Here is a 22,673-nt window from a genome sequence, read left to right on the forward strand (position 1 = left end):
TATGGCACTAACGGGTTACTCTTTATCGCTTGTTCAAGCTAGTTGGATGACTGTCCAGCTGGCCTTCACAAGCCTTTTAGTCGGTTTGATTCTGGCAGTGGTATTCGCCAGTGGTGAAATGTCTCGCCGCGTTTTCGTTAAATGGCCAATGACGGCGTTTGTGACGATTGTACGTGGCTTGCCAGAAATCCTTGTCGTGTTGTTCATCTATTTTGGTTCGACTCAGGTTCTGTTTTTAATCACCGGCGACTTTATTGAAGTTAGCCCGTTCTTGTCTGGCGTGGTGGCGTTGTCATTGATCTTCGCTTCTTATGCTTCTCAAACTCTACGTGGCGCGTTAAAAGCCGTTGGAAGAGGGCAGAGAGAAGCAGCAAGTGCACTCGGCATCAGTCAGGCACATGCTTTTGTTCGCATTGTTTTGCCACAAGCAGTAAGACACGCACTACCAGGTTTAACTAACCAATGGTTGGTTTTGCTGAAAGATACCGCGCTTGTATCACTGATCGGAGTAACGGATTTGTTGAAACAAGCACAGCTAACATCTGCAGCGACACATGAAGCGTTTACATGGTACGCAACTGCTGCGGCGATTTACTTAGGCATTACTTTGATTACACAACGTGCCGTAAAACTGATTGATAAGAAGTTCTCAATTCAAGGCATGAGCATGGGACAGGAGGCGACCGCATGAACGAACAACACGTTTGGCAAATGCTGGATGGCTTAGGCACTAGCCTCCAATTGACCGCCGCTTCCTTGGTTGTGGGCTGTCTCTTAGCTCTGATGATGACGCTGACTCTGATCCTGCGTACTCCGGGTTTGCATTGGGTAAGTCGTGGCATCATCACCTTGTTCACTGGTACGCCTTTGTTGGTACAGATCTTTTTGGTGTACTACGGTCCGGGTCAGTTTGACGCAGTAAGAGAAAGTGTATTCTGGACATGGTTAAGCCAACCTTGGTTCTGTGCGATGTTGGCGCTAGCGTTGAATACCGCTGCATACAGCACTCAGTTGTTCAACGGAGCGTTTAACGCGATTCCTTCCGGTCAATGGCAAGCGTGTCGTGCTCTGGGTATGAACAAAACCGCAACGCTGAAAGTGCTGCTACCATACGCTATTCGTCGTGCTGTTCCTGCTTACTCGAACGAAGTGATTTTGGTCTTCAAAGGCACGTCACTAGCAAGCACGATTACGATCATGGATCTGATGGGTTACGCGCAGCGTATTAACGCACAAACCTACGATACGTTGACGGTATTTGGTATTGCGGGCGCGTTCTACTTAGCAGTAAATGGTGTGCTAACTCTCATTTTCCGTCAGGTAGAGAAGAAAGCATTGGCGTTCGAAGCCGCATAAACCTTCAATCAACACTCATCATCTCGTTCCACAGTGCCTTTGCAAATGACTCTCTTGCAGGGACATTTTTCATATTCGTTATGGCAAATCCCTCAAGTTCCACCAAACTTAATTCAATGCAATTGTATTGGTGGCACCATGGAAAGAAGACACTTTTTAGCGCTGTGGACATTGTTGTTCGCACCCTCTTTAAAAGCGACGACACCAATGCGGCCGACGCCAGCACAAACAGAAGGGCCATTTTATCCAGTAGTGGATATTCCTCTTCGTCAAAACTTGATTCTGCAATCAGAAGGCTTGGTCGGTGAACCTATCGTGTTGCAAGGCAGAGTAGTAGATACATCGGGAAACCCAGTTTCAGGCATCAAAGTAGAAATCTGGCAATGCGATGGGCAGGGGATTTACGATCATCCTAAGCAACCAAATAACGATAAGTTTGATGCGCACTTTGCTGGCTTTGGTGCAGTTTTAACTCAATCGGATGGTCACTACTTGTTTCAGACCTTGTACCCCGTGCCTTATGCCTCTCGTCCACCGCACATTCACGTTAAGTTGTGGCGGGATAACCAAGAGCTTCTGACCACTCAGTTGTACTTGAAAGGCAATACTGGCGATGAATGGTGGGGAGGCAAAGCCCGTGATTATCTGCAGTTTGAAACTATACGAATCGACGGGCGGTTAACGGGCGAATTTAACTTTGTGATTGGCTAGCTAATCCGGTTAAACCATTAACTCAACCAATTGCGCCAAGCATTCTTTATCCAGTATCGGATGAGGCTCGACGCCCGTGACCAAAACGATATCCACGGAAGGTAGCGATGGCATATCGTCTAAGATCTTAAGATCCTCGCTAACGCTAATACTGCCCATCGCACCGATAGCCATGCCTGAACGTACAATTGCTCGTTGTGCAGAAGCCGTATTGCAACATGCCAGTAGTTGATAAGGAGTGCCACGTTTGGTTAATCCGTCTACTGCTGCCGCATGGTATTTACAGTCGGTTTGGAATAGGGCGAGAGGGAGAGGTTGGGCGTTCTCAATGTCAAAATCAGGATGAGCAATCCACACGCCTTTGTCGCTTGCTAGCCAATAACCTTCTTCACTATCCGGTGCTCTTGTCACAATAGCGGCGTCTAGCTTTCCTTCATCAAGTTTTTCTCTCAAGGTGATGCTCGGCTCACTAAAGACCTGAATCGAACATGTGGGCTCAGATTGCTGTAATACGCGGATGACTTTAGGCAAGATATTGTCGTTGTAATCTTCTGGGCAACCTAAGCGAAGAGGACGCTTATTTTCATAACGTTTCACTTGTTTCAGTGCTTGATTGTGCAAGCTAACCAATTGCTCTGCGTGAGAGCGTAGTGCTAATCCCGCTTCACTTAAGACAAGATTGCGACCTTCTTTTTCAAACAAACTGACGCTGAGTTCGTCTTCTAGCTTACGCATTTGCGCACTGAACGCGGATTGGGTGCGATTGATCTGCTTGGCTGCACGAGTGAAACTTCCCGTTTCGACAAAAGCCAGAAAGCTGCGTAACGCATCGATATCCATATCTAAAACTCATCCATCGTTTTTGTTGAAGTGTTCCATCAAAACTATCCGTTAGTCCCCTTAAATACAATCAGATATTGTGAATGGGTACTCAAAACACAAACCGCATGGAGGCGTCATGAAACTGTTTATTGCTAACCAAAACTACTCAAGCTGGTCACTGCGCGCATGGCTGATCTTTTCTCAATTCAAACTAGATGTCGAAGTCACCAAGCTCAAATTATTCACGGAAGATTTTTATAAGACCTTGGAAGGTATTACACCAACCGCGAAAGTCCCTACCTTAGTGGATGATGACGCAACCGTGTGGGATTCATTAGCGATTTTGGAATACGTTAACGAGCAATACTTACAAGGCAAAGCATGGCCAAGTAAGTCTGCGGAACGGGCTAAAGCACGCGCCATCGCATCAGAAATGCATTCGGGTTTCTTTAACTTAAGAAGCGAACTCCCAATGAACATCCGCGCACGCAGAAAAGTCGATCTAACGGAGGGGGCACGTAAAGATATTGCTCGCATTGACGCTATTTGGGCAGAGCAAGCAGAACTGCATCCAAACGGTTGGCTATTTGGAGAATGGTCGATAGCGGATGCTATGTATGCACCTGTGGCATTGCGTTTCCAAACTTACGGCATCGAGTTATCGGAAGGTGCCAAAGCTTACCAACAAAAGGTGCTAGCAAGTGAATCTTTACAGCAATGGTTGGAAGAGGCGAACCAAGAAACGGATATCGTAGAAGAAGATGAAGCAGGGGTAGAAGTATAAGCGCATCTTGCGATCGCCTGTAGCAAGGGAAAGCATGACAAAGCACGCTTTCCTCTTCTAGGATGGTTGTAGTTTCCGGCGCGTTTAAGCTAGGTGTTCAACAATCGCTCTGCCTACGCCGTGTGCGCTCGTTGGGTTTTGACCTGTGATGACACGATCATCCACAATTACAAACTCTTGCCATGGTTGCACTTTAGAGTAGCGCGCTGCGTTGCGTGCAAGAGATTCTTCCAATAGGAATGGGATATCGTTGATGGTGCCGAAGTCGATCTCTTCTTCACGAGTGAAACCTGTTACTGATTTAGACGAAAGTAGCTTTTCGCCATTGCTAAGCGTGATAGGTAGAAGAGCGCCCGGACCATGACAAACTGCAGCCACAATACCGCCATCTTCATAGTGTTTTGCAGAAATCTTGGCAAAATCTTCGTTGCTCGCTAGGTCTGAAAGAAGACCAAAACCACCCGGATAGAAGATCGCATCGTAGTTGTCACCGTTGATTTGTGACACTGGAATCGTGTTGTTGATGCGGTTCTGGAAATCATCATCCGCTAAGATTTTCTCGTTGACTGCGTCGCCTTCGATGTCGGTTCCGTACAGTGGTGCTTGCCCGCCTTTGATAGAGGCAATGTCGTAATCGAAGCCTGCATCTAGTAGTTCGCTAAGCGCATGAGTGAGCTCTGGCGCGTAAGTTCCGTTTGCTTGGTCAGTTTCACCTAGGGTCGCATGGTTCGTCACAATGATGAGTACTTTCTTCATGATGGTTTCCTTTTTGGCTTACGTGTATTTGTTGAACACCTTCATACTAATTGCTAAACAAATAAGTGATAATACGATTAATTGGCAAAACATTATTGCTATATAGCAAAGGTAAGTATGGACAGTTTTGAAGGTATCAATGAGTTTGTTACGGTTGCTGAGAGCTTAGGTTTTTCTGCAGCGGCAAAACAGTTAGGTTGCAGTACCAGTCATGTCAGTCGTCAAGTCACAAGATTAGAAGAGCGATTAGGTGTCGCTTTGTTAGCCCGTTCGACAAGAATGGTGAGTCTAACGGAAGCGGGGCAAGCGTATTATCAGCAGTGTAAAGAGTTGGTGATTGGGCTTCAGCAAGCCAATGAACAGCTCACCACGCAGCAAACTCAGTTGAGTGGTACGTTACGCGTGAGTGCCGCTGGTGCGTTTTCTGAGAACCATGTAGCGCCTGCCTTGATGGCGTTTGCCAAGCAACATCCTAATCTCACGGTTGAAATTAACTTCAACACCAGCATGGTCAACTTTATTGAAGATGGTTTCGATTTTGCCATTCGTTACGGCAGGTTGAGTGATTCAGGCTTGGTTGCGAGAAAGCTGGTGGATCGTCCCATGGCAGCCGCAGCCAGTCAGCGTTATCTCGATGAACATGGTTTGCCAACGCACCCCGAGCAACTCAAGCGTCATAGCTGCATCATCGCCAACAAAGACGTTTGGTTGTTTGAAAAAGACGGCAAGCCGTTAGATGGCGTAAAAGTGCAGGGCAGGTGGAAGAGCAATAACGCGCATACGGTTTTGCAAGCCTGTGCAGAAGGATTAGGTGTGGCGTACTTACCGAAGAGCAGTTTCAACGATGCTATTTCGTCTGGTCGTTTGGTGCCAATCCTAGAGCCCTATTGGGGAAGTGGTAACAGCAGCTGGATTGTTTATCAGAATCGTCACTTTCTGCCACTACGAGCGCGATTGGCTATCGACTTCTTGCTTGATCATTTTGCCGATTGGCAGGAGTAATGAGGCTCTGCCAATCGGTTTGTTTATCCATTTGTTAGATCGTCAACATACTAACGTATCTACATGTTTTGATAGCTCGGTCCGCCGCCACCCTCTGGTGCTTTCCACGTGATGTTTTGCGAAGGATCTTTGATGTCACAGGTTTTGCAATGCACGCAGTTGGCGGCATTTATCTGAAACTTCAACTTATTGTCCACTTCCACCACTTCGTAAACCCCAGCGGGGCAATAGCGCTGACTCGGTTCGTCATACATACCTAAATTCACATCAATTGGAATGTGAGGGTAAGTCAGAACAAGGTGACAAGGTTGATTCTCTTCGTGCTGTGTTCCCGACAAAAATACCGACGAAGGCTTATCAAAACTGATTTCACCATCTGGTTTTGGGTATGCAATTGGGTGGCACTCTTGTTTAGGTTTTAACTGCTCATGATCGTGTGAATAGTCCTTGATAGACCAAGGTAACGGCTTCTTAACCAGTGGTTGCCACAGGTTGTGTTCAAAAGTCGAAAGAGCACCGCCAAGTATGCTGCCAAACTTATGAATGTTCGCGCCAAAGTTACGCGTTTCGGCGAGTTCGTCATACAACCATGATGATTCGAACAACGACTGGTAGTCTGGCTCAGAAGCTCCAGTTTGTCGGGCCGTATGTACCGCTTCTGCTGCAATGATTCCGGATTTCATTGCTGTGTGGCTGCCTTTAATTTTAGCAACGTTCAAAGTCCCCGCATCACAACCAATCAATAAACCGCCAGGGAATTGCTGTCTCGGCAGAGAGGAAAGTCCACCTTTCGCAATGGCTCTTGCGCCGTAAGCGATGCGCTGAGCACCTTTCAAATGTGGTTCAATAGCAGGATGGTGCTTAAAGCGTTGAAATTCGTCAAACGGACTCAAGTAAGGATTGCTGTAATTCAAGTCGACAATAAGCCCGACGGCGATTTGGTTGTTCTCCATGTGATAGAGAAAACCGCCGCCTGTGGTATTTGTTTCACTCAAGGGCCAGCCAGCGGAGTGGATAACACTGCCAGATACATCCTTGCTGTCAGTGGGTAACTCCCATATCTCTTTTAGGCCAAGCGCGTAGTGCTGTGGTTGCTTTCCTGCGTCTAGGTCGAACCTTTGAATAAGTTCTTTACCCAGATGTCCGCGACAACCTTCAGCAAAAAGGGTGTATTTTGCCCTTAGCTCGATACCTGGTTCAAAGTTAGGTTTGGCCTGGCCGTTCTTGTCTAGTCCCATATCGCTCGTGTTAATGCCTGTCACGGCGCCAGTCTGATCATAATTGATGCTTGCAGCGGCAAAGCCCGGAAAAACTTCCACCCCAAGATTTTCTGCTTGGTTAGCGAGCCAACGGCAAAGGTTGGCAAGGCTAATTACGTAATTATTCTCGCCATTTATCATTGGACGCGGTGTAAGGATGTGAGGAACTCGAATATGGTTTTGTTCAGTAGTAAGATAAAGGAAATCATCTCGTTGAACCGAGGCTGCTAGCGGGGCCTCCATTTCTTTCCAATCGGGGAAAAGCTCATCTAAGGCACTAGTTTCAAAAACAGCGCCAGATAAAATATGCGCGCCCACTTCTGAGCCTTTTTCTACAACGCAAATTGAAAGTGCGTCATCTTCACTGTCTTGTTTGAGTTGAGCTAGCCGACAAGCTGCACTTAAGCCCGCAGGTCCGGCCCCCACGATCACGACATCAAACTCCATGCATTCTCGTTCCATCTTTATGCTTCCTTTCTATTATCGTCATCTGCGTGACAGGTTTTGGTTTCTATACAGAAAACTATAGCTCAGTTGACGTTAACGTGAAGTGGACTAAGCTCAAGTAATGGATCTGACGTGTTATATGAGGCATGACCATGGAAGACCGACCATTAGCAACACTTGTGCTCGCAGAGCATGACAACCAATCGTTGGCTGTAGGGACGCTGTGTGCAATTAAAGCGGCATTTGAGATTAAGGATGATGATAAATCGCTTCCTGTTTCTGTGTTGCTTATTGGTTATCAGTGCCAATCAGTTTTGGATGAGTTGAATTGTGTTCAAGGTGTTGCAGAAATTATCTGGGTTGATGCGAAGGGATATGAACATGGATTAGCGGAAAATATCGCACCTTTGATCTCACAAGTAGCCAAAAACTACTCACACATTCTTTCTCCTGCCAGTACATTTGGTAAGAATGTGATGCCTCGTGTGGCGGCGTTGCTTAATGTTGGTCAACTTTCTGACGTGATGACAATCGAGTCTATCGATACGGTGATTCGTCCAATTTATGCTGGAAATGCATTGGCGAGAGTCACGTCGAATGACCCCTATAAAGTGATGACCATAAGAAGTACGGCTTTTGATGCCGCAGAGCTATCTGACACGCCAGTTGTCCCTAAGCTTACTCAAGTCGACACGGTGATTATCAATAAACTTAGTGAGTTTGTTTCGCAACAAACGCCAGAAAGTGAGCGACCAGAATTGCCAGCGGCTAGAGTAGTGGTGTCGGGGGGGCGTGCATTCGGGAGTAAAGAGAAGTTTGTTTTAGTAGAACAATTGGCTGACAAGCTAGGTGGAGCGGTAGGGGCGTCACGAGCGGCGGTCGATGCGGGCTATGTGTCTAATGACCATCAAGTCGGACAAACCGGCAAAATTGTTGCACCGGAGTTATACATTGCCGTCGGAATTTCTGGCGCGATCCAGCATTTGGCGGGAATGAAAGATTCCAAGGTGATTGTTGCAATTAATAGCGATCCTGATGCGCCTATTTTTGACATTGCAGATTATGGATTGGTCGGCGATTTGTTTGTGGTAATGCCTGAGCTGTTAGAGAAGCTGTAGATATAGTCTTGTTCCCTAAAACAAAAGGCTTCCGGACTGGAAGCCTTTATCATTTGATTTTAATAAGTTACTTTTCGCTCGGACGTTGCAGGTGCTCTGCAAGTACTTTCGTAAACCTTGCAGCTTCACCACCAGTACAAGCGCGATGATCAAACGTTACGGATAGCGGCATTGCTTTCACCGAAATTGCTTGACCATTTCTTATCACAACTCGGTCGAGTATTCGGCCCGCGCCGACAATAGCGACTTGTGGCGGTGTGACGACAGGTGTTGCGTAAATACCGGCAATCGCGCCGAAGTTGGAAAGCGTAATCGTCGCGTGCTGCAATTGCTCACGACCGATTTTTCTCTCTCTGATCCCTTCAACGGTTTGATCGAGCCAACGACGAACATCTTGTGGCTCGTATTCATCTGCGTGGCGCAAAACTGGTACGTACAATCCATGACGGCTATCTACTGCAATTCCTACATTGACCGTTGTGTGTACACAGCGTGTCATGGTTTCGGCATCAAACCAAGCGTTTAAAGCGGGCTCTTCTTGACACGCATGAACAATCGCTTGAACAAGGCGGATACTGATATCTTCGTTTGGCAGCCAATCTTCCAACAACGCTTCTTCCGTAATGGTTACGGCAGCAACATGTTCGTGCGATTCGGTCATAGACGATACCATGGTACGTCGAGCGCCTTTCAAAACTTCGGTGCCTGGACGCTGTTTTCCGGCTTCGTCGTAAATATCGGCATCAACGATAAGTCCGTTCGGGCCACTACCTGACACGAGGTTAAGATCTACCCCAAGTTTTTGTGCCAACAAGCGAGCCGAAGGCAGGGCGGTAACGAGGTTACTTTCTGTCGTGTTGTGGTTGCCACCTATCCAGAAATCATCAACGTTTACATGATGCGCTTGGTGAGAAACGCTGCCGACGACGGTTGCGGCGTCAGCAGTGGCTTTTTTCTCTGCAGTTACTTCTCTCCCGGCACCTGTTTCATCAATCTCTAGCAGTAATGCACCAATATTGACGATTTCACCTTCCTCACCATGACGGCTGACCACACGGCCCGAATAGGGGGCAGGGACGTCTACCGTCGCTTTTGCTGTCTCTACGGTTAAGATCACTTGATCTAATTTAACCATGTCACCGACATTAACGTGCCATTTTACAATTTCTGATTCAGCGAGGCCTTCGCCGAGATCGGGTAAGTTAAACGTCTTCATTTCCAATCCTCCACGAGTTCGCGCGCTGCGGTCACAATGTCTTCTTTCTGAACCATGAAATAATCTTCGTTACGGTAATAAGGCATAATGGTGTCCATTCCAGTTACTCGTTTAGGTGGGGCTTTAAGTAAGCACATGGCGTGTTCAGCGGTTCGAGCTAATAGCTCAGATCCCACACCACAAGTTTTACTCGCTTCATGAACAACGAGTAAACGTCCAGTTTTTTCTAGTGAGCTGAAAATCGTCGCGGTATCAATTGGCTTAATACTCGCCAAATCAATCACCTCGACTTCAATTCCCTGACTAGACAAGGTTTGCGCGGCCTGAAGTGACTCTACGACGCATGCGCCCCAAGTAACGAGCGTGATATCTCGCCCCTTACGCAAGGTGAAGCAGGTGTCGAGTGGGAGTGCTTCGCCGTTATCAACGACTTCAGATTTAACGGTGCGATATATGCGCTTCGGTTCGAAGAACATGACGGGATCATTGCTTCTAATTGCAGCGAGAAGTAAGCCGTATGCGCGTTGTGGAGAAGAAGGAATCACCACTTTAAATCCAGCAGTGTGAGCAAATAGCGCTTCCACGCTTTCTGAGTGGTGTTCCGGAGCGTGGATACCGCCGCCAAATGGCGCACGAAAAACCGCGGGACAAGTGAGCCGACCGCGAGTTCTGTTACGCATTCGAGCCGCGTGGCACATTAAGTGCTCCATCGCAGGAAAAACGAAACCTTGAAACTGAAATTCGGCGACAGGTCGTAATCCTTGCGTTGCCATACCGACCGCAACCCCGCCGATTAAGGCTTCAGCGAGTGGCGTATCGATGACTCGTTTAAGACCAAACTCTTGCTTGAGTCCAACAGTGGCACGAAATACACCACCATTATCGCCCACGTCTTCACCTAGTACGACAACATTGGGGTCTTGTTGCATTTCGTGGTGCAGGGCAAGGTTTACTGCTTCAACCAACGTTAGCTCAGCCATGTCTGCCTCCCTGCATTCTCATTGCCTTGTTGATGAGTTCATCTCTTTGTGCATGAAGCTCTTGAGGTAGCGATTCATACAAATAATCGAAACCGGTTTCTGGTGCTTGTGGCGGTAAGCTCAGATAGCGTTCAACAGCTAACTCTACTTGCTCTTTACAGTAATCTAGCCATTGCTGTTCTTGTTCGTCGCTCCAAGCGTCTTGATTAAGGAGGTACGTTTTAAGACGTGCGATAGGTTCGTATTGCCATGCAGTTTGAACATCATCTTCTTTACGATAACGAGTCGCATCATCGGCCGTAGTGTGGTCACTCAGTCGGTAACTCACCGCTTCGATGAGTGTTGCGCCTTTCCCTTTTCTTGCTCTCTCAAGGGCGGTTTTAGTTGCATCATAAACGGCGACGACATCGTTACCATCGACAGTAATACCCGGTATACCTGCACCTTGCGCTTTTTCTGATAAGAAATCGGCGGCACATTGGAGACTACGCGGCACTGAAATTGCCCATTGGTTATTGTTTACGACGAAAACAAGTGGAATATTCCAAGTACCTGCGCAGTTTATTGACTCAAGAAAGTCCCCTTTGGATGTACCACCATCGCCGCACATGACTAGCGCAGCTTCATGGTTACCTTGAATTTTTAGCGCGGAAGCCACCCCGACAGCATGCGTACATTGCGTCGCTATGGGTACACAGTAGGGAAGGTCTCGGCTAGGAACCGGACTGCCTTCAGGAGCAAAATCACTCCCGCGCTCATCGCCACCCCAGTATTGAAGGTTCTTTTCCATGCCAATGCCACGACACCACATCGCAGGCATATCGCGGTAGTAAGGGACAAACACATCATCGGCTTTAAGTGCTCTGCCGACCGCAATGCCTATGGCTTCCGCGCCTAAGTGTGAGGGATAGGTCCCTAGCTTACCGGTGCGTTGCAAGGCAACTGCTTTGTTGTCGTAAGTGCGAGTTAATACCATATCTCGGTAAAACCCGACCAATGTTTCAGTGTCAGCCCAGTTGGGTAGTTGGCCGACTAGGTCCCCACGATGGTCGATAAACCGATGCATGGGTAATGCCTGAACGTTCATCTCAAGCTCCTTTTGACGCTGCGGGTCTTTTGGACTGCAGCTGTTCATACAAAACCAGAGTTTGTATGGGTACTCAAACTCTGATATCAGCGCAAAGGCCATACCTAAGGTTGCGTGTGCTTTCGATAGCGGTAGGCATCTGTTCGTCCCTTAAACTATTTGTCGATAACATCGCTGCGACTATTTCACCGCAAGATACAGAGAAAGGCTTTTCTGTATCTAACCCTCTAACTAAATCGTGGTATAGCCAGATACAATAAGTGTAAACAAATTGTTAAATTATGCTTCATTTTGACTTTCGCTCAGTAGTAAAGTTTTGCTTACACCCTGATTTTGCAGAGTAATATGCTGCTATTTTGTTGGTGGTATTTTTAAACTCGAATTTAATTACTGGTTAATGAAACATATTTGCAACAAAATTTGGCTGTAAAATTTGACAAAGTGAGTCATTATTAATGAATCAACTCAAACAGTTGCTATATGATGAATTGCAAATTTTTGTTGTGCTCGAAGCCTCGATCTTATGAGAATGCATAACTTCTTCCCAACTGAGTGGAATCAAGGTAGGGTGACGGCATTACAAATGTATACCCTCGGCAGTCCTTGAGCTTATCCAAAGTAGGTGGTGCTCAAGCGGAAGTGATTATGGAGAAGTTATGTACCACGCTCATGTTTATTTTCCCCTAAGAGAACAAGATAAAGCGCAAGCCTTGAACGAGATCATCCGTCAAGAGCGTCAAGATGTGCTGCGTGTGTTTCCATTAGTTGGAAGGTTAGTTGGCCCACACAAGATGCCGATGTTTGAAATTCACCTAGAATCATTGAGTGAAGAGTTCTTGGCGTGGCTTGATACGATTCGAGGCGATTTTTCTGTGCTTATTCACCCAGTAAGCGAAGAAGAGTTGCTCGATCACACAGAACGCGCGATTTGGTTGGGCAGAGAGATTGGTGTATTTGAAGAAAAGTTAGAGAAATAGTTGCTCTTCTCGCCCATGCATGACCGCTTTGAATCCTTCTCTTCTCATTGCGGTCGCAGCTTCTGCTTAACGCCTCATCTTCATTGATGGGTGCGGAATCCCTCTCTTACGCTTTGCTGTAGTTATTTTTGTGCTAAACCTAAAAGTAGGCTTTCGAACTTCACGCACAAAGCGTGAAAATGTTGCTGTTTAGCATGCCATTAAATGAATTTTGGTGGCAATAAAATAATAAGTCTTTGATAAATCAAATAGGTATAGCAGGGAAGTGCAGTTTACGACCCCAACGCCATTGGCAGTGGCGCCGATAATTTATGAGGGGGAAGGGTATGTTTTCAATACTCTTGGTTATACTTGCACTCTATATATTTTGGCTGTTGTTTCGCAACGGGCCTGCGTTTGCCGGGCGTACCGCTCAAAAAAAACGTGACTGGGTTGGGCCTACCGCCAACAAAGAAGAGTGGCGAGGATTTTGTACGGATGTATTTCAGCCGTTCAGTTCTCAAACGACTTTCTACGCCATTGCTTATTTTGCCAATTACGTAGCAGCAGCGAACGCAATATCTTGGTCAACGATATACGAAGGCGATTATCCGGTCATCATAAGCCGATTTGGTAGCTACTTCATTTTAAGCACGCATGATGCACTGGTCGTAGCTGGGTTTATTGCGCTTGCTTTCTTTATCATTAATTGGCAACTTGCCATGCGCTGCTCTGGTATTCTTAGCCAGTATCTAGTGCGGATTCTTATTATTAATCAAAAGCGCTTTGTCGCGATTAGCTTGGTGTTTTGCAGCTACTTTTCGTACCTACTGACGCTTGGTATATTCTGGCTGTTCCATGATGGGTATTCAATCTGGCATGGATTAATGCTTAGCCCTGTGTTCCTATTGTTAGCTTTATTGGTAGCGGTTGTTGTGCCATCTGCAAAAAGAGAAAGTAGTGTACCTTAGATAGATTTTCCACGTTAAATTACACTTGATTTTGGGATAGTAATTCTTATGCCATTAAGTTAGCATTGCCAGCTTTTTAACGGTCAAAAGGCCACTAATCAGTGGGACAGTGGGAGAAACAATGTTTATCGGCTTTGACTATGGTACTGCAAACTGTTCAGTGGCTAAAATGGAATCGGGTGATCCAGTACTGCTTAATCTAGAAGGAAACAGCCCTTTTATTCCTTCCACCCTTGCTGCACCGACTCGTGAATCGGTATCCGAGCATTTATTTCGCCATCGAGATATTAAACCATTAGATCAAGTTGGTGAGCAGGTTTTACGCCGGGCAATCAATTTAAACCGAGAAGAAAGTATTGACTTAGAATCCGACGACATCGCGTTTGGTCAGGCTGCACTTAATCTCTATTTGGAAGATCCTCGCGATATCTATTATGTGAAATCGCCGAAGTCTTTTCTTGGTGCATCTGGCTTGCGTGATGTGCAATTGGCTTTCTTCGAAGACCTTGTCTGCGCGATGATGGACAATATTAAGTCTCAAGCCGAAAACGATGCGCAGCAAAGTATTACCGATGCTGTGATCGGCAGACCAATTAACTTTCATGGGCGTGGCGGTGAAACGGCTAACATTCAGGCTGAACGCATTTTGTTGCGGGCAGCGAAACGTGCGGGCTTCCAAAATGTGGAGTTTCAGTTTGAGCCTGTCGCGGCGGGCCTAGAGTATGAAGCGACACTCAGCGAAGATAAAATCATTCTAGTAGTCGATATTGGCGGTGGTACAACGGACTGTTCGTTGATCCAAATGGGACCGTCTTGGCGCGGCAAAGCAGATAGGACCGCAAGCTTGTTAGCTCACAGTGGCCAGCGTGTCGGCGGGAATGATCTTGATATCGCGCTAGCATTTAAGCAGCTCATGTTCCCTTTTGGCATGGGAAGTAAAATGGAGTCAGGCATTGTGATGCCGACTACCCAATTCTGGAACCCGATAGCAATCAATAATGTAGAAGCGCAGAGTGACTTCTATTCGCGAGAGAACCTATCAGCGTTAAAGTTGCTTCAAAAGCAGGCACAAGAGCCAGAAAAACTTGCTCGTTTGCTAGAGGTGTATCATGAGTCTTTAGGCTACAACATTGTTCGCCGTGCCGAAGAGGCAAAAGTGGCACTTTCAGAACAAGCTTCTTACCGAACTGGCATCAACTTACTATCAGAAACGATTGAAGTTGATGTACAACGTGACGAAATGATCGAAGCGATCCAGTCGCCAAAGAATAAAATGACGGCGTTGGTGACAGAAGCGGTAGAGCAAGCTGGAGTTAAACCCGATGCTATCTTTATGACTGGAGGTTCGGCACGCTCGCCAATCTTGCGCGATGCGGTGCAAACCGTACTGCCAAGTATTCCGGTTGTCAGTGGAAACTATTTTGGCTCAGTAACTGCCGGCTTAGCTCGTTGGGCTGAGGTTTGTTTCAAGTAGAAAGAAAGCCGATTAACAGTGGGTCTTTGTTGCCAAACTTATGATTTCATTTAGGCTTGCCAAGTGATGGTTGGAGAACTTTGTCGAGAGGTTGAGTTTTAAGCGGGTAGGGAACCTTTTTAGGATCTTAAGTCTTTCAAGGTCATTCTGAATAGTGAGGGACGAGCGTGATTTAGAATCTCTTGCCCGAGCACGCTGTTATGATATGTGACCCCGTTTCGCCGAGCGTTATTCATCACCATTATTCTGAAGAGTCGAGTTAGGATCTACCGGAATAATGATTTTGACTAAGCTGAGATAAAAATGCCCGCTAAATCAGCGGGCACTTTTGTTTACGTCATTAATGGTGCATGTGTTTTTCCATGTGACCTTGTTTTTCAACCGCCATTTCTACTTCCACTTTACCCGCGTTTTTGAATGTTAACGTCATAGGGAAGCGGTCGCCTTCTTTAAGAGTTTGTGTTGGGTTAAAAATCATTAAATGGAAGCTGCCTGGCTTAAACAACACTGAGTCATTGGCTGGAACGCGCACTTCGTCAATCTTAATCATTTTCATCACACCATCTTCTTTCTTATGCGTGTGAATTTCGACATGCCCTGCGATTGGGCTTTCTGCTGCGATCAATGCATCTTCACTGTCACCGTGGTTGGTTAATTGAAAAAAACCACCGATAACAGGTGCGTTTGGTGGCGCTTCGCGGCTCCATGGATGGTCGATATGAATTTTTCCTGCTTCATAATCGTGCGCTAAACTCAGTGGGCTAGCGATGACAGCAATAAGCGCGATAGCGGCGGTTTTTAATGATTTAAGCATGTGTTTTTCCTTTTGAATTAATAGCTTCTCTGAATGGACAACAAACAGAGTCATCGTTATTTTTGAATAAAGTTGTCAATGATTAGATGCCTGTTAGGCAGGAAAAACACTCGGCGGAGAGTGCTTAGGCGCGATGTGTTTGTAAACGAGCTTATCGCATTTTGAAAAGTGATAAGTCGTCAGTGCATACTTTACTCGGCGCAGCCAATGGATGGTTGTCAGGTAAAGCCCAATCGCAACCAAAAGAAAGAATTGAACAGCTTGAAGAAGCGGGCATTCAAACTGAAAGCCGTCGTGTAAGTTAAGATCTTGGATGAGCTTAGAAGAAGATTGAGCGTTAGCCTCAATCAACGTATTGATATCCACCCATTTGAAACCATCTGCGGTACACAGTAAAACCTTTTCACTTTGGACTTTGTTGAGCCAAGTTGTGCTGTGAACTTGTGTAGGGTTAAGAGCGGCTGTGGACGCTAAATACAACTGAAACAACACCGCGATAATAACCGCAATAGCGTGCAAGCGATGGTGTTTGTGCTGTATTAGAGTGTTTTCCATACAATTGAGTGCTTATCTTCTTCGGCGCGGGATACTAACAAATTAACCAAACAATGTAATTATCAGTTTACTAAAAGGTGATGCAAGTGTGCATTATTTGTTTTGTTGCCTATTTTTAACGCTTTAATGTCTTGATTCGGCTGACATTCACAACCTCCAATTCAACTTGTCAGTCTTGCTTAGTCGCTTCTGAAGATACCGAATTAATCTCTCTTATATGTCACTGAAGCTTCGGTTAGTGGGTGTCGTGGTGGTGTTTTTACGTGCTAGATTTGGCTGATATCGATTCAAAATGCACACCGAATCTTCACTTGTTTTCCATTAACGGAATTATGACAGTAATTTAATAAAGGATACGGTATTCTGCGCTCCTTTGTACATGCCAGAAACGTCCGTCCTACTTAGTCGGAGGGGCGATTAATCTTAAGAAATTTCTCAAATGAAATACGAACAACAGATTGGATATCGATACCCTAAAGGTCGATTTGCCATGGTGAGTGTATATGCATTCACCGGTGCTGCGATTTTAGCATCGACTATTTTTTCTCTATTGCTGTTTTTGTCTATCGACGAAAACCCGATGATGCAAACCTTATTTGGTGGTTTAGCGATCATTTTTGAAGCAGGTAAATTTTACGCTTGGTATGAATACGGTGAGCGCCGAGCCCATCGCAACTACACAGGAGCAGCAACCGCTCTCGTGTTTTATTTAGTCTTAGCTGCGATTTCCATTGGCGGTAGTATTGGTGGGATTAATAGTGCAACCAATAGTGCACAAAGTCATATTTCGGTAGAGCAGGCGAAAGTGGAAGCGTTTAATCGTCAGATTGCGGCAATCGATAAGCAGATTGAGCTCAACAATATGGCAGCGCAGAAATACATCGAGATGGAACGTATCGCGACTGGTGTAACTCGCATCCAGGAGCAAAACAAAACCTTACGTGAAGAGCAGCAACGCTTGGCTATGGAGCGTGATAGTTTACCGCCGGTTACGCAAGGCTCAGTGATTGGTTTGATTGATAGCCTAGCCAACGCATTTGGTACCACCTCTCAGCAAGCTCAGCTTGGCTTGGTTGTATTTCTTTCGATTCTTTTGGACTTCTTTGCTGCATTTTTTGTTGGCTTGATTGGTGAAGAGCAACGGTTCCGATATTTCTATCGCAGAAATGAGGGCATGATATTGAAAACAGTTCGCGATATAGACCCAGCGCCTGCGGGTTATCTTCCTCATATAAAAGAGGAAGAAGAGCAAGAAATACCAGCTGCGCCGGAGCCAGAAGAACCAAAGGAACCGAAAACCTTGTTAGAGCAAGTTAGCGATGCACTTAAAACGCATCAAATTACGTGCACCAAAAAAGCCGTTGCTAAACAGTTTAGGCTGTCTGCGGAAGAGGTAGACAAGGTATTTGAAGAATTGGCAGAGCTCGGTTTAGTGGGAAAAAAAGCCAACCACCATTATCATTGGATAGGTGAAGCAGAAACCGCATAATTGGTTATCTATTAGAGTTCGGAAAGAGCGTCAATCGGCGCTCTTTTTTTTGGGAGGGGGGAGTTTCGCTATTAAAGTTAACTACAAGAAAGCGTATCAATCTTTATTGAGCTTTTTGGTTACGTCTTTCACCGTTTTCTTCTCTTTTTCCGGTGTCATTGCATCAACAGCTTTACCCGCCATCCCTTCATCTGGCAATTTGTCTTTTCCTGCATCAACTGCGGTATCTTTCAGTGCCTCTTTAGGCGTACAGCGACCCCCAACACCAACCACGGCTTTTGTCGCAGCGGCTTTAGCTGCCTTTTCTGCATCGCAGTCAGGATCCATAACGCTAGCTAAGCTCGTGGCTGAACCAAAAAACAAGATTAACAAAATGAGGTTGCGTTTTTTCATAGTCGTCACCAATGTTGTGAAACATAGGTAAAGTGTAACGGAGAGAAAAGGCTTTGGCTGAGAATTTGTTGGTTTGAGCTTGGGAAGCAAAGTAAGGTGAAAAGAAAAAGTGCCACCGAAGTGACACTTTTTCTTAAGCGTAGAAGGGATTAGTAGTCGTAAACGTCTAACTCCACTTCACGGGCAATATTTTGCTCGTTAATGATCACACCTTCGACTTCGACACGAGCACCATTTAGGTTAAGTTCTTCAATGCCCTGGAAGCGTGTTTGTGCATCAATCACAACGGTGGTGTTACTTAGTACTTGATCAGCATCATTCTCACAATGCTCAATTTCAAACACTCTTGAATCAGCATCGTAGTTTGATACATAGCCTTCACATTCAAACTCTTTACCCCGCCATTGGTTGTCATTGTCAAACTCCGACCGCTCAAATTCGATGACGGTAGCGATGCGTTTGCCATTTTTCATGACAGACGTTACTTCCACTTCTTGGCCTTGTTTTAGGTTCGCTTTGCTGCCGTCTTCAAATCGTGTTGCGTTATCGATGAAGAATGCACCTCGGTAGTTTAGTGAGAACTCACTGTAGTCATTTTCAACCCAAGTGACGATGCCTTCCACATCGCTGTCATTGCTTATGACGTCGTAGCCTTCAACTTCTACCTCATTTGCCATGAAGATGCCGTTTTGCATTTCACCTTCTACTTCCACCCATTGGCCGATGCTAAGTTGGCTAATGTTGTCGTAAGATACGGTTATATTTGTACCAAGCTCAAACGTGCCAGCATTTTCATCGGTACTAGTAATGCGACCTTCCAGTTCGTAGTAGCTTCCAAGGGCTGGGTAATCGTTATCTACGTCGAGCTCGACCACAGACAACACTCGATAACCCGCATCAGCAGTTGGCAATGATGACACCATCACCCAGTCGTTGATCTCTATATCATCACTTAAACCGTCAAACTGCAGATCTACGCCGTTTACCGTAAATGTTTTCTTCACATGATCAATCGCTGTGACACGTCCTGTAATGGTTGGTTCAAGTGTGACTCGGACGCCATTGTCCGAAGCTTGCTGAATATCTGACCCCACGCGAACCACCATTTTTGGTTTTACATCGGTCAATTGCACTTGTGTGTCGTCATAAACCACCTCAGACACACGATACGTATGTCCATTGACGGTTAACGTGCTTTCTTCAGCGTTGACCGCTTCAACAGAGCCAATCGCTACACTTGGTTTCACTACTGGTTGAGTTGGCGTGCTATCGCTATTGCTGCCACCACCTGAACCACCACAACCAGACAATGCCAAACCTACTACAGAAATAAGAGCGAGTTTTTTCATTGTATTAACCTCAATTTACGAGCGAGTTTAGGAAATTGCCTGTATCTTATTGGGCATATCGTGAAGAGATCGTGAAGAAATGTGATTTTATGAAAATTTTAATTGTAGATGACAACCATAACGTCTCGGAGACGATTGCAGACTATCTTGAGCTAGAAGGCATGATTATCGATTGTGCGTTTCATGGAGAGGCTGCGATTAAGTTAATCGAGGAAAATCATTACGATGTAATCATCATGGATATCATGATGCCGAAGCTCGATGGCATCAGTACGGTACAGAAGCTTCGACAAGATAAGTTATGTGGAACGCCAATTCTCTTCCTAACGGCAAAAGATACGCTAGATGACAAAATCGCGGCTTTTAAAGCGGGGGGAGATGATTATTTAATGAAGCCATTTGCGATGGAAGAGCTCAGTTTGCGTGTTCATGCTTTGGCTAATCGTGGTCCAAGACAAGATGTCGGAACGCTCAAATTTGCAGATATTTGTTTAGATGCGCGTACAGGAAAAGTAACGAGAAAAGACAAAGAAATTAAGCTGAGTCGAATTCAAACTAAAATTTTAAAATTGCTCCTCCAACGTGCTCCAGCAGCGGTCTCGCGCGCAGAAGTGATCGATAGTGTGTGGGGAGACGAACCACCTGGAAGTGATGCACTTCGTAGCCATATTTACGGTTTAAGAACCGCGCTAGACAAAGGTTTTGAAGAATCACGATTAGAGACTATTCATGGACAAGGTTACCGACTTAAAGCATAACGAATATCCAAGCATTTATCGCAAGATCCGTTGGGGTTTTGGGGGCATGACTTTTGTGATGTTTACTCTTTTTTGGTCGCTGATTTATGTGGCAGAAAACAAACTGGAAGTGCTGAGTTTACATCACTGGCTAGATACTGAAGCTGCGCTTTATAGTGAGAATTTCGAGAAACAGGGCTGGGATGCGCCATTGCCAAACGTATTGGAATTCAACTCATATTGGAGTGAAGCACCGACACCCGATTGGTTGCTCTCTTTTACTTCACCTGGTTTTTACGAATATCTGCTTGGTGAAGAAGACAAACACTTTGTCGTATTGAAACACCCCTCAGGGAAGGGGCTTATGTACATTGTATTTCAAGATGATTCCGATGATTACCTCGACGAATACGAAAGCTCGCTGCATCAGTTTACGCTACTGCTCGGTGGCTTATTTTCATTTGTTATGGTCGGGTATGGCATTTATATGGTGCGAATATTGTCTCGACCACTAGCGCAAATCGAAGAAAAAATTAGCCAAATGTCACCGGATCAACCCGCTTTCCAAGTTGAAACTAAGTTCAGCGAAACACGCCAGATAGAGCAAACTTTGCTGGATAATAAAAACGATATCGCGGGCTATTTCAAACGAGAACAAGAATTTAGCCGTTTTGCATCGCATGAGTTGAGAACGCCAATCATGGTGATTAAAGGCTCAACAGACATTCTGACGCGTATTCCTGATCAACCTCGAGTTGCGCAAAAAGCCATCACGAGGATGCAGTCAGCTTGTGACGAGATGCGTGTACTGACGGAAGCGTTTCTCTTACTTGGTAAAGAGAAAATAGAGCCTCAGCATTACGGAGAGCATCAGCTTCTCACTTGTTTACAAAAACAGTTGGAAGAGCTAGCTCCTTTATTTGCCAAGCAAGATTCGAATTACGCTTTGCACGAACAACATAGTGGTGTAGTGAAGGCACCAGAGAGTTTTGTGGCCATTGTTATCAACAATCTGATTAAAAACGCCTTTAGCTATAGTGTGGGAGATATTGAAATTGAGTTGAAAGGTCATGCGCTTAAGATCCTAAATCGTCACGATGGCAACGAGACGTACAACGCTGGTTATGGTTGTGGGCTTGTTATCGTACAACGAATATGTGAACGGATGGGATGGGCGTTAGTACTGGACGATGATGGTGTTCGATTTAGTGCAAAAGTGGAGTTCTGCTCTTAGCTTTGCGCGTATTGATTCAAGTGAGAATTAACGCTCTGGATTTTTCTTGTCGTACGCATCTAACCCGCAGTCAAACAAGAAAAAACTGGAATTTGAATTAGACTGAAGTTAGTGAAGCGGAAACTCGAGGAACCGTTATGCTCTCTTATCAGGTCAGCCGAAGTATTGAAATTAATAAGAATCAAAGTGAAATTATTGGCTATCTCAAGAACTTCAATAACTGGCCCAGCTGGTCACCATGGATCATTCTTGAATCAAGCTGCGAGCTGACATTCAGTGATAATCAGGGCCACGTTGGAGCTGGTTATCAATGGAATGGTCAGCGTATTGGGACTGGCGCGATTGTACTGGAAAGTACTCAAGAGCATCGATTAGATATGGAGCTACATTTCTTTCACCCAATCAAGAGCCATGGAAAGGTGACTCTAATCGTGACGCCGTCACAAAATGGCTGTTTAGTCGAATGGCAAATGCAATCTCGCGTCCCTTGGTATCTGTTCTTTCTGAAAAGTATGTTTAAGTCGATGATAGAGATGGATTATCAACGTGGGTTACGCATGCTTAAAAGTAAGCTTGAAACCGGAAGAGTACATTCAGACTTAGTCGAAATTGGTAACCGAACGTTGCCTCAAATTCATTACATTGGGATCAAGGGTGTGGCTAGCTTGCAGGAATTAGGTTCGGTAATTGAGAAGCATGTTCAGCAACTAGAACAGTTAATTAGTGACGAAACCCTATCCGTGAATGGTGAATTGTTTTGTTATTACGAGTCGATGGATATGCAGAAAGGTGCATTCGAGTTTATCACTTGCTTTCCTCTTCATAACTCAGTACCAGCGCCTCAAGGGGCGGTTACCGGTACCATTCCTGAGAGTGAAACATTTGTCGTTGAACACCGAGGTGAATATCAGTTTTTGGGAAATGCATGGGCGTTAGCGATGAACTTGGTTCGTCAGAGTGGTATGAAAGTCAAAACTAGTCCTTTAGGAATCGAACGCTATCTGAATAGCCCGAAGGAAACCACGGAAGAAGAGCTAAGAACGGAAATTATTTTGTTTAAGAAATGACAGGCGCAGGCGAGTAGGGTGTTTAGGTATCATACTGGTTATGCGAAATGTTACTAAAGAATAATAGCGTACCTGTTCCTATCCATAAAAATGCCT

Annotated in this window: 24 protein-coding genes; 14 read left to right on the forward strand and 10 right to left on the reverse strand. The window is 45.6% G+C overall.

The genetic code is table 11. The annotated features are described in order from the left end of the window. Window position 1: 1 nt before the first annotated feature. The 3 genes from artQ to R7E78_RS14085 all read left to right on the forward strand — a co-directional run bounded on the left by artQ (window position 2) and on the right by R7E78_RS14085 (window position 2,067). The gene (gene artQ, locus R7E78_RS14075) at window positions 2-691 is read left to right on the forward strand and encodes an arginine ABC transporter permease ArtQ (RefSeq protein ID WP_005388570.1); all 690 of its coding nucleotides are present in this window, start codon (window positions 2-4) and stop codon (window positions 689-691) included. Then, window positions 688-1,356: an arginine ABC transporter permease ArtM gene (gene artM, locus R7E78_RS14080; protein WP_318057966.1), complete on the forward strand. Its 669-nt coding sequence runs from the start codon at window positions 688-690 to the stop codon at window positions 1,354-1,356. The genes artQ and artM overlap by 4 nt, the downstream gene beginning before the upstream one ends. A gap of 138 nt (window positions 1,357-1,494) precedes the next feature. Beyond that, window positions 1,495-2,067: a protocatechuate 3,4-dioxygenase gene (locus R7E78_RS14085; RefSeq protein WP_213873986.1), complete on the forward strand. Its 573-nt coding sequence runs from the start codon at window positions 1,495-1,497 to the stop codon at window positions 2,065-2,067. 9 nt (window positions 2,068-2,076) lie between these two features. On the opposite strand, the gene R7E78_RS14090 is transcribed toward R7E78_RS14085, so the two are convergent. Beyond that, window positions 2,077-2,907, reverse strand: coding sequence for a LysR family transcriptional regulator (locus R7E78_RS14090; protein ID WP_213914819.1), 831 nt, complete (start codon window positions 2,905-2,907; stop codon window positions 2,077-2,079). A 118-nt stretch (window positions 2,908-3,025) separates the two neighbouring features. Between R7E78_RS14090 and R7E78_RS14095 the strand changes: the two genes are divergently transcribed. Further along, the gene (locus R7E78_RS14095; RefSeq protein WP_033906965.1) at window positions 3,026-3,673 is read left to right on the forward strand and encodes a glutathione S-transferase family protein; all 648 of its coding nucleotides are present in this window, start codon (window positions 3,026-3,028) and stop codon (window positions 3,671-3,673) included. Window positions 3,674-3,757: 84 nt separating this feature from the next. Here the strand turns inward: R7E78_RS14095 and R7E78_RS14100 are convergent, their stop codons facing one another. Then, the gene (locus R7E78_RS14100) at window positions 3,758-4,429 is read right to left on the reverse strand and encodes a type 1 glutamine amidotransferase domain-containing protein (protein ID WP_213972799.1); all 672 of its coding nucleotides are present in this window, start codon (window positions 4,427-4,429) and stop codon (window positions 3,758-3,760) included. Window positions 4,430-4,546: 117 nt separating this feature from the next. Between R7E78_RS14100 and R7E78_RS14105 the strand changes: the two genes are divergently transcribed. After that, complete coding sequence (locus R7E78_RS14105; RefSeq protein WP_005388553.1) at window positions 4,547-5,431, forward strand: LysR family transcriptional regulator; 885 nt, start codon at window positions 4,547-4,549, stop codon at window positions 5,429-5,431. 59 nt (window positions 5,432-5,490) lie between these two features. Here R7E78_RS14105 and R7E78_RS14110 read toward each other — a convergent pair whose 3' ends face one another. After that, window positions 5,491-7,152 carry an electron transfer flavoprotein-ubiquinone oxidoreductase gene (locus R7E78_RS14110; protein WP_225466301.1) on the reverse strand — a complete coding sequence of 554 codons (1,662 nt, stop codon included), beginning with the start codon at window positions 7,150-7,152 and terminating at the stop codon, window positions 5,491-5,493. Between the two features lie 137 nt (window positions 7,153-7,289). Between R7E78_RS14110 and R7E78_RS14115 the strand changes: the two genes are divergently transcribed. Then, window positions 7,290-8,255, forward strand: coding sequence for an electron transfer flavoprotein subunit alpha/FixB family protein (locus R7E78_RS14115; RefSeq protein ID WP_005375829.1), 966 nt, complete (start codon window positions 7,290-7,292; stop codon window positions 8,253-8,255). Between the two features lie 67 nt (window positions 8,256-8,322). Here the strand turns inward: R7E78_RS14115 and R7E78_RS14120 are convergent, their stop codons facing one another. From R7E78_RS14120 to pdhA, 3 genes are read right to left on the reverse strand one after another with little or no spacing between them, the layout of a single operon-like run. Continuing rightward, entirely contained in the window at window positions 8,323-9,471 is a 1,149-nt protein-coding gene (locus R7E78_RS14120) for a dihydrolipoamide acetyltransferase family protein (RefSeq protein ID WP_005375831.1), read from the reverse strand. Continuing rightward, entirely contained in the window at window positions 9,468-10,451 is a 984-nt protein-coding gene (locus R7E78_RS14125; RefSeq protein WP_042521051.1) for an alpha-ketoacid dehydrogenase subunit beta, read from the reverse strand. The genes R7E78_RS14120 and R7E78_RS14125 overlap by 4 nt, the downstream gene beginning before the upstream one ends. Continuing rightward, on the reverse strand, window positions 10,444-11,538 hold the full coding sequence (gene pdhA, locus R7E78_RS14130) for a pyruvate dehydrogenase (acetyl-transferring) E1 component subunit alpha (protein WP_017821215.1): 1,095 nt from the start codon (window positions 11,536-11,538) through the stop codon (window positions 10,444-10,446). Before pdhA ends, R7E78_RS14125 begins: the two co-directional genes overlap by 8 nt. Before the next feature lie 65 nt (window positions 11,539-11,603). Here pdhA and R7E78_RS14135 point away from each other — a divergent pair, with 65 nt between their 5' ends. The 4 genes from R7E78_RS14135 (at window position 11,604) to yegD (ending at window position 14,939) form a co-directional block, all read left to right on the forward strand. After that, on the forward strand, window positions 11,604-11,798 hold the full coding sequence (locus R7E78_RS14135; protein WP_127891143.1) for a hypothetical protein: 195 nt from the start codon (window positions 11,604-11,606) through the stop codon (window positions 11,796-11,798). Window positions 11,799-12,194: 396 nt separating this feature from the next. Further along, window positions 12,195-12,515, forward strand: coding sequence for a DOPA 4,5-dioxygenase family protein (locus tag R7E78_RS14140; RefSeq protein WP_005375836.1), 321 nt, complete (start codon window positions 12,195-12,197; stop codon window positions 12,513-12,515). A gap of 326 nt (window positions 12,516-12,841) precedes the next feature. After that, window positions 12,842-13,465, forward strand: coding sequence for a hypothetical protein (locus R7E78_RS14145; RefSeq protein WP_206969268.1), 624 nt, complete (start codon window positions 12,842-12,844; stop codon window positions 13,463-13,465). A gap of 121 nt (window positions 13,466-13,586) precedes the next feature. Continuing rightward, window positions 13,587-14,939, forward strand: coding sequence for a molecular chaperone (gene yegD / locus R7E78_RS14150; RefSeq protein WP_005375838.1), 1,353 nt, complete (start codon window positions 13,587-13,589; stop codon window positions 14,937-14,939). Between the two features lie 340 nt (window positions 14,940-15,279). On the opposite strand, the gene R7E78_RS14155 is transcribed toward yegD, so the two are convergent. After that, window positions 15,280-15,753 carry a copper chaperone PCu(A)C gene (locus R7E78_RS14155; RefSeq protein WP_005375841.1) on the reverse strand — a complete coding sequence of 158 codons (474 nt, stop codon included), beginning with the start codon at window positions 15,751-15,753 and terminating at the stop codon, window positions 15,280-15,282. Between the two features lie 93 nt (window positions 15,754-15,846). Continuing rightward, window positions 15,847-16,308 carry a hypothetical protein gene (locus R7E78_RS14160; RefSeq protein WP_005388493.1) on the reverse strand — a complete coding sequence of 154 codons (462 nt, stop codon included), beginning with the start codon at window positions 16,306-16,308 and terminating at the stop codon, window positions 15,847-15,849. A gap of 439 nt (window positions 16,309-16,747) precedes the next feature. Here R7E78_RS14160 and R7E78_RS14165 point away from each other — a divergent pair, with 439 nt between their 5' ends. Beyond that, window positions 16,748-17,797, forward strand: a complete 1,050-nt coding sequence (locus tag R7E78_RS14165; RefSeq protein WP_213866289.1) for a Preprotein translocase subunit SecY — start codon at window positions 16,748-16,750, stop codon at window positions 17,795-17,797. 96 nt (window positions 17,798-17,893) lie between these two features. Here the strand turns inward: R7E78_RS14165 and R7E78_RS14170 are convergent, their stop codons facing one another. Continuing rightward, complete coding sequence (locus R7E78_RS14170; RefSeq protein WP_017634219.1) at window positions 17,894-18,190, reverse strand: hypothetical protein; 297 nt, start codon at window positions 18,188-18,190, stop codon at window positions 17,894-17,896. 149 nt (window positions 18,191-18,339) lie between these two features. After that, window positions 18,340-19,539 (reverse strand): DUF5666 domain-containing protein, encoded by a 1,200-nt coding sequence (locus R7E78_RS14175; protein WP_318057967.1) that lies wholly within the window; start codon window positions 19,537-19,539, stop codon window positions 18,340-18,342. Between the two features lie 89 nt (window positions 19,540-19,628). Here R7E78_RS14175 and R7E78_RS14180 point away from each other — a divergent pair, with 89 nt between their 5' ends. From R7E78_RS14180 to R7E78_RS14190, 3 genes are all read left to right on the forward strand, one after another. Next, window positions 19,629-20,297 (forward strand): response regulator transcription factor, encoded by a 669-nt coding sequence (locus R7E78_RS14180; protein ID WP_318057968.1) that lies wholly within the window; start codon window positions 19,629-19,631, stop codon window positions 20,295-20,297. After that, on the forward strand, window positions 20,269-21,510 hold the full coding sequence (locus R7E78_RS14185; RefSeq protein WP_318057969.1) for a HAMP domain-containing sensor histidine kinase: 1,242 nt from the start codon (window positions 20,269-20,271) through the stop codon (window positions 21,508-21,510). The genes R7E78_RS14180 and R7E78_RS14185 overlap by 29 nt, the downstream gene beginning before the upstream one ends. A 137-nt stretch (window positions 21,511-21,647) precedes the next feature. Then, window positions 21,648-22,577, forward strand: a complete 930-nt coding sequence (locus tag R7E78_RS14190; RefSeq protein ID WP_318057970.1) for an SRPBCC family protein — start codon at window positions 21,648-21,650, stop codon at window positions 22,575-22,577. Window positions 22,578-22,673: the final 96 nt, after the last annotated feature.

It is taken from the genome of Vibrio sp. YT-19(2023), assembly GCF_033337395.1.

What these genes read in the sequence shown, in the direction of transcription:
- R7E78_RS14105 (WP_005388553.1), top strand. Translation starts at nt 4,547, where the DNA reads ATGGACAGTTTTGAAGGTATCAATGAGTTTGTTACGGTTGCTGAGAGC.
- R7E78_RS14145 (WP_206969268.1), top strand. Translation starts at nt 12,842, where the DNA reads ATGTTTTCAATACTCTTGGTTATACTTGCACTCTATATATTTTGGCTG.
- R7E78_RS14135 (WP_127891143.1), top strand. Translation starts at nt 11,604, where the DNA reads ATGGGTACTCAAACTCTGATATCAGCGCAAAGGCCATACCTAAGGTTG.
- R7E78_RS14155 (WP_005375841.1), bottom strand. Translation starts at nt 15,753, where the DNA reads ATGCTTAAATCATTAAAAACCGCCGCTATCGCGCTTATTGCTGTCATC.
- R7E78_RS14175 (WP_318057967.1), bottom strand. Translation starts at nt 19,539, where the DNA reads ATGAAAAAACTCGCTCTTATTTCTGTAGTAGGTTTGGCATTGTCTGGT.
- R7E78_RS14185 (WP_318057969.1), top strand. Translation starts at nt 20,269, where the DNA reads ATGGACAAGGTTACCGACTTAAAGCATAACGAATATCCAAGCATTTAT.
- R7E78_RS14180 (WP_318057968.1), top strand. Translation starts at nt 19,629, where the DNA reads ATGAAAATTTTAATTGTAGATGACAACCATAACGTCTCGGAGACGATT.
- R7E78_RS14160 (WP_005388493.1), bottom strand. Translation starts at nt 16,308, where the DNA reads ATGGAAAACACTCTAATACAGCACAAACACCATCGCTTGCACGCTATT.
- artM (WP_318057966.1), top strand. Translation starts at nt 688, where the DNA reads ATGAACGAACAACACGTTTGGCAAATGCTGGATGGCTTAGGCACTAGC.
- pdhA (WP_017821215.1), bottom strand. Translation starts at nt 11,538, where the DNA reads ATGAACGTTCAGGCATTACCCATGCATCGGTTTATCGACCATCGTGGG.
- R7E78_RS14100 (WP_213972799.1), bottom strand. Translation starts at nt 4,429, where the DNA reads ATGAAGAAAGTACTCATCATTGTGACGAACCATGCGACCCTAGGTGAA.
- R7E78_RS14125 (WP_042521051.1), bottom strand. Translation starts at nt 10,451, where the DNA reads ATGGCTGAGCTAACGTTGGTTGAAGCAGTAAACCTTGCCCTGCACCAC.
- yegD (WP_005375838.1), top strand. Translation starts at nt 13,587, where the DNA reads ATGTTTATCGGCTTTGACTATGGTACTGCAAACTGTTCAGTGGCTAAA.
- R7E78_RS14120 (WP_005375831.1), bottom strand. Translation starts at nt 9,471, where the DNA reads ATGAAGACGTTTAACTTACCCGATCTCGGCGAAGGCCTCGCTGAATCA.
- R7E78_RS14165 (WP_213866289.1), top strand. Translation starts at nt 16,748, where the DNA reads ATGAAATACGAACAACAGATTGGATATCGATACCCTAAAGGTCGATTT.
- R7E78_RS14110 (WP_225466301.1), bottom strand. Translation starts at nt 7,152, where the DNA reads ATGGAACGAGAATGCATGGAGTTTGATGTCGTGATCGTGGGGGCCGGA.
- R7E78_RS14095 (WP_033906965.1), top strand. Translation starts at nt 3,026, where the DNA reads ATGAAACTGTTTATTGCTAACCAAAACTACTCAAGCTGGTCACTGCGC.
- R7E78_RS14170 (WP_017634219.1), bottom strand. Translation starts at nt 18,190, where the DNA reads ATGAAAAAACGCAACCTCATTTTGTTAATCTTGTTTTTTGGTTCAGCC.
- R7E78_RS14085 (WP_213873986.1), top strand. Translation starts at nt 1,495, where the DNA reads ATGGAAAGAAGACACTTTTTAGCGCTGTGGACATTGTTGTTCGCACCC.
- R7E78_RS14190 (WP_318057970.1), top strand. Translation starts at nt 21,648, where the DNA reads ATGCTCTCTTATCAGGTCAGCCGAAGTATTGAAATTAATAAGAATCAA.
- R7E78_RS14090 (WP_213914819.1), bottom strand. Translation starts at nt 2,907, where the DNA reads ATGGATATCGATGCGTTACGCAGCTTTCTGGCTTTTGTCGAAACGGGA.
- R7E78_RS14115 (WP_005375829.1), top strand. Translation starts at nt 7,290, where the DNA reads ATGGAAGACCGACCATTAGCAACACTTGTGCTCGCAGAGCATGACAAC.
- R7E78_RS14140 (WP_005375836.1), top strand. Translation starts at nt 12,195, where the DNA reads ATGTACCACGCTCATGTTTATTTTCCCCTAAGAGAACAAGATAAAGCG.
- artQ (WP_005388570.1), top strand. Translation starts at nt 2, where the DNA reads ATGGCACTAACGGGTTACTCTTTATCGCTTGTTCAAGCTAGTTGGATG.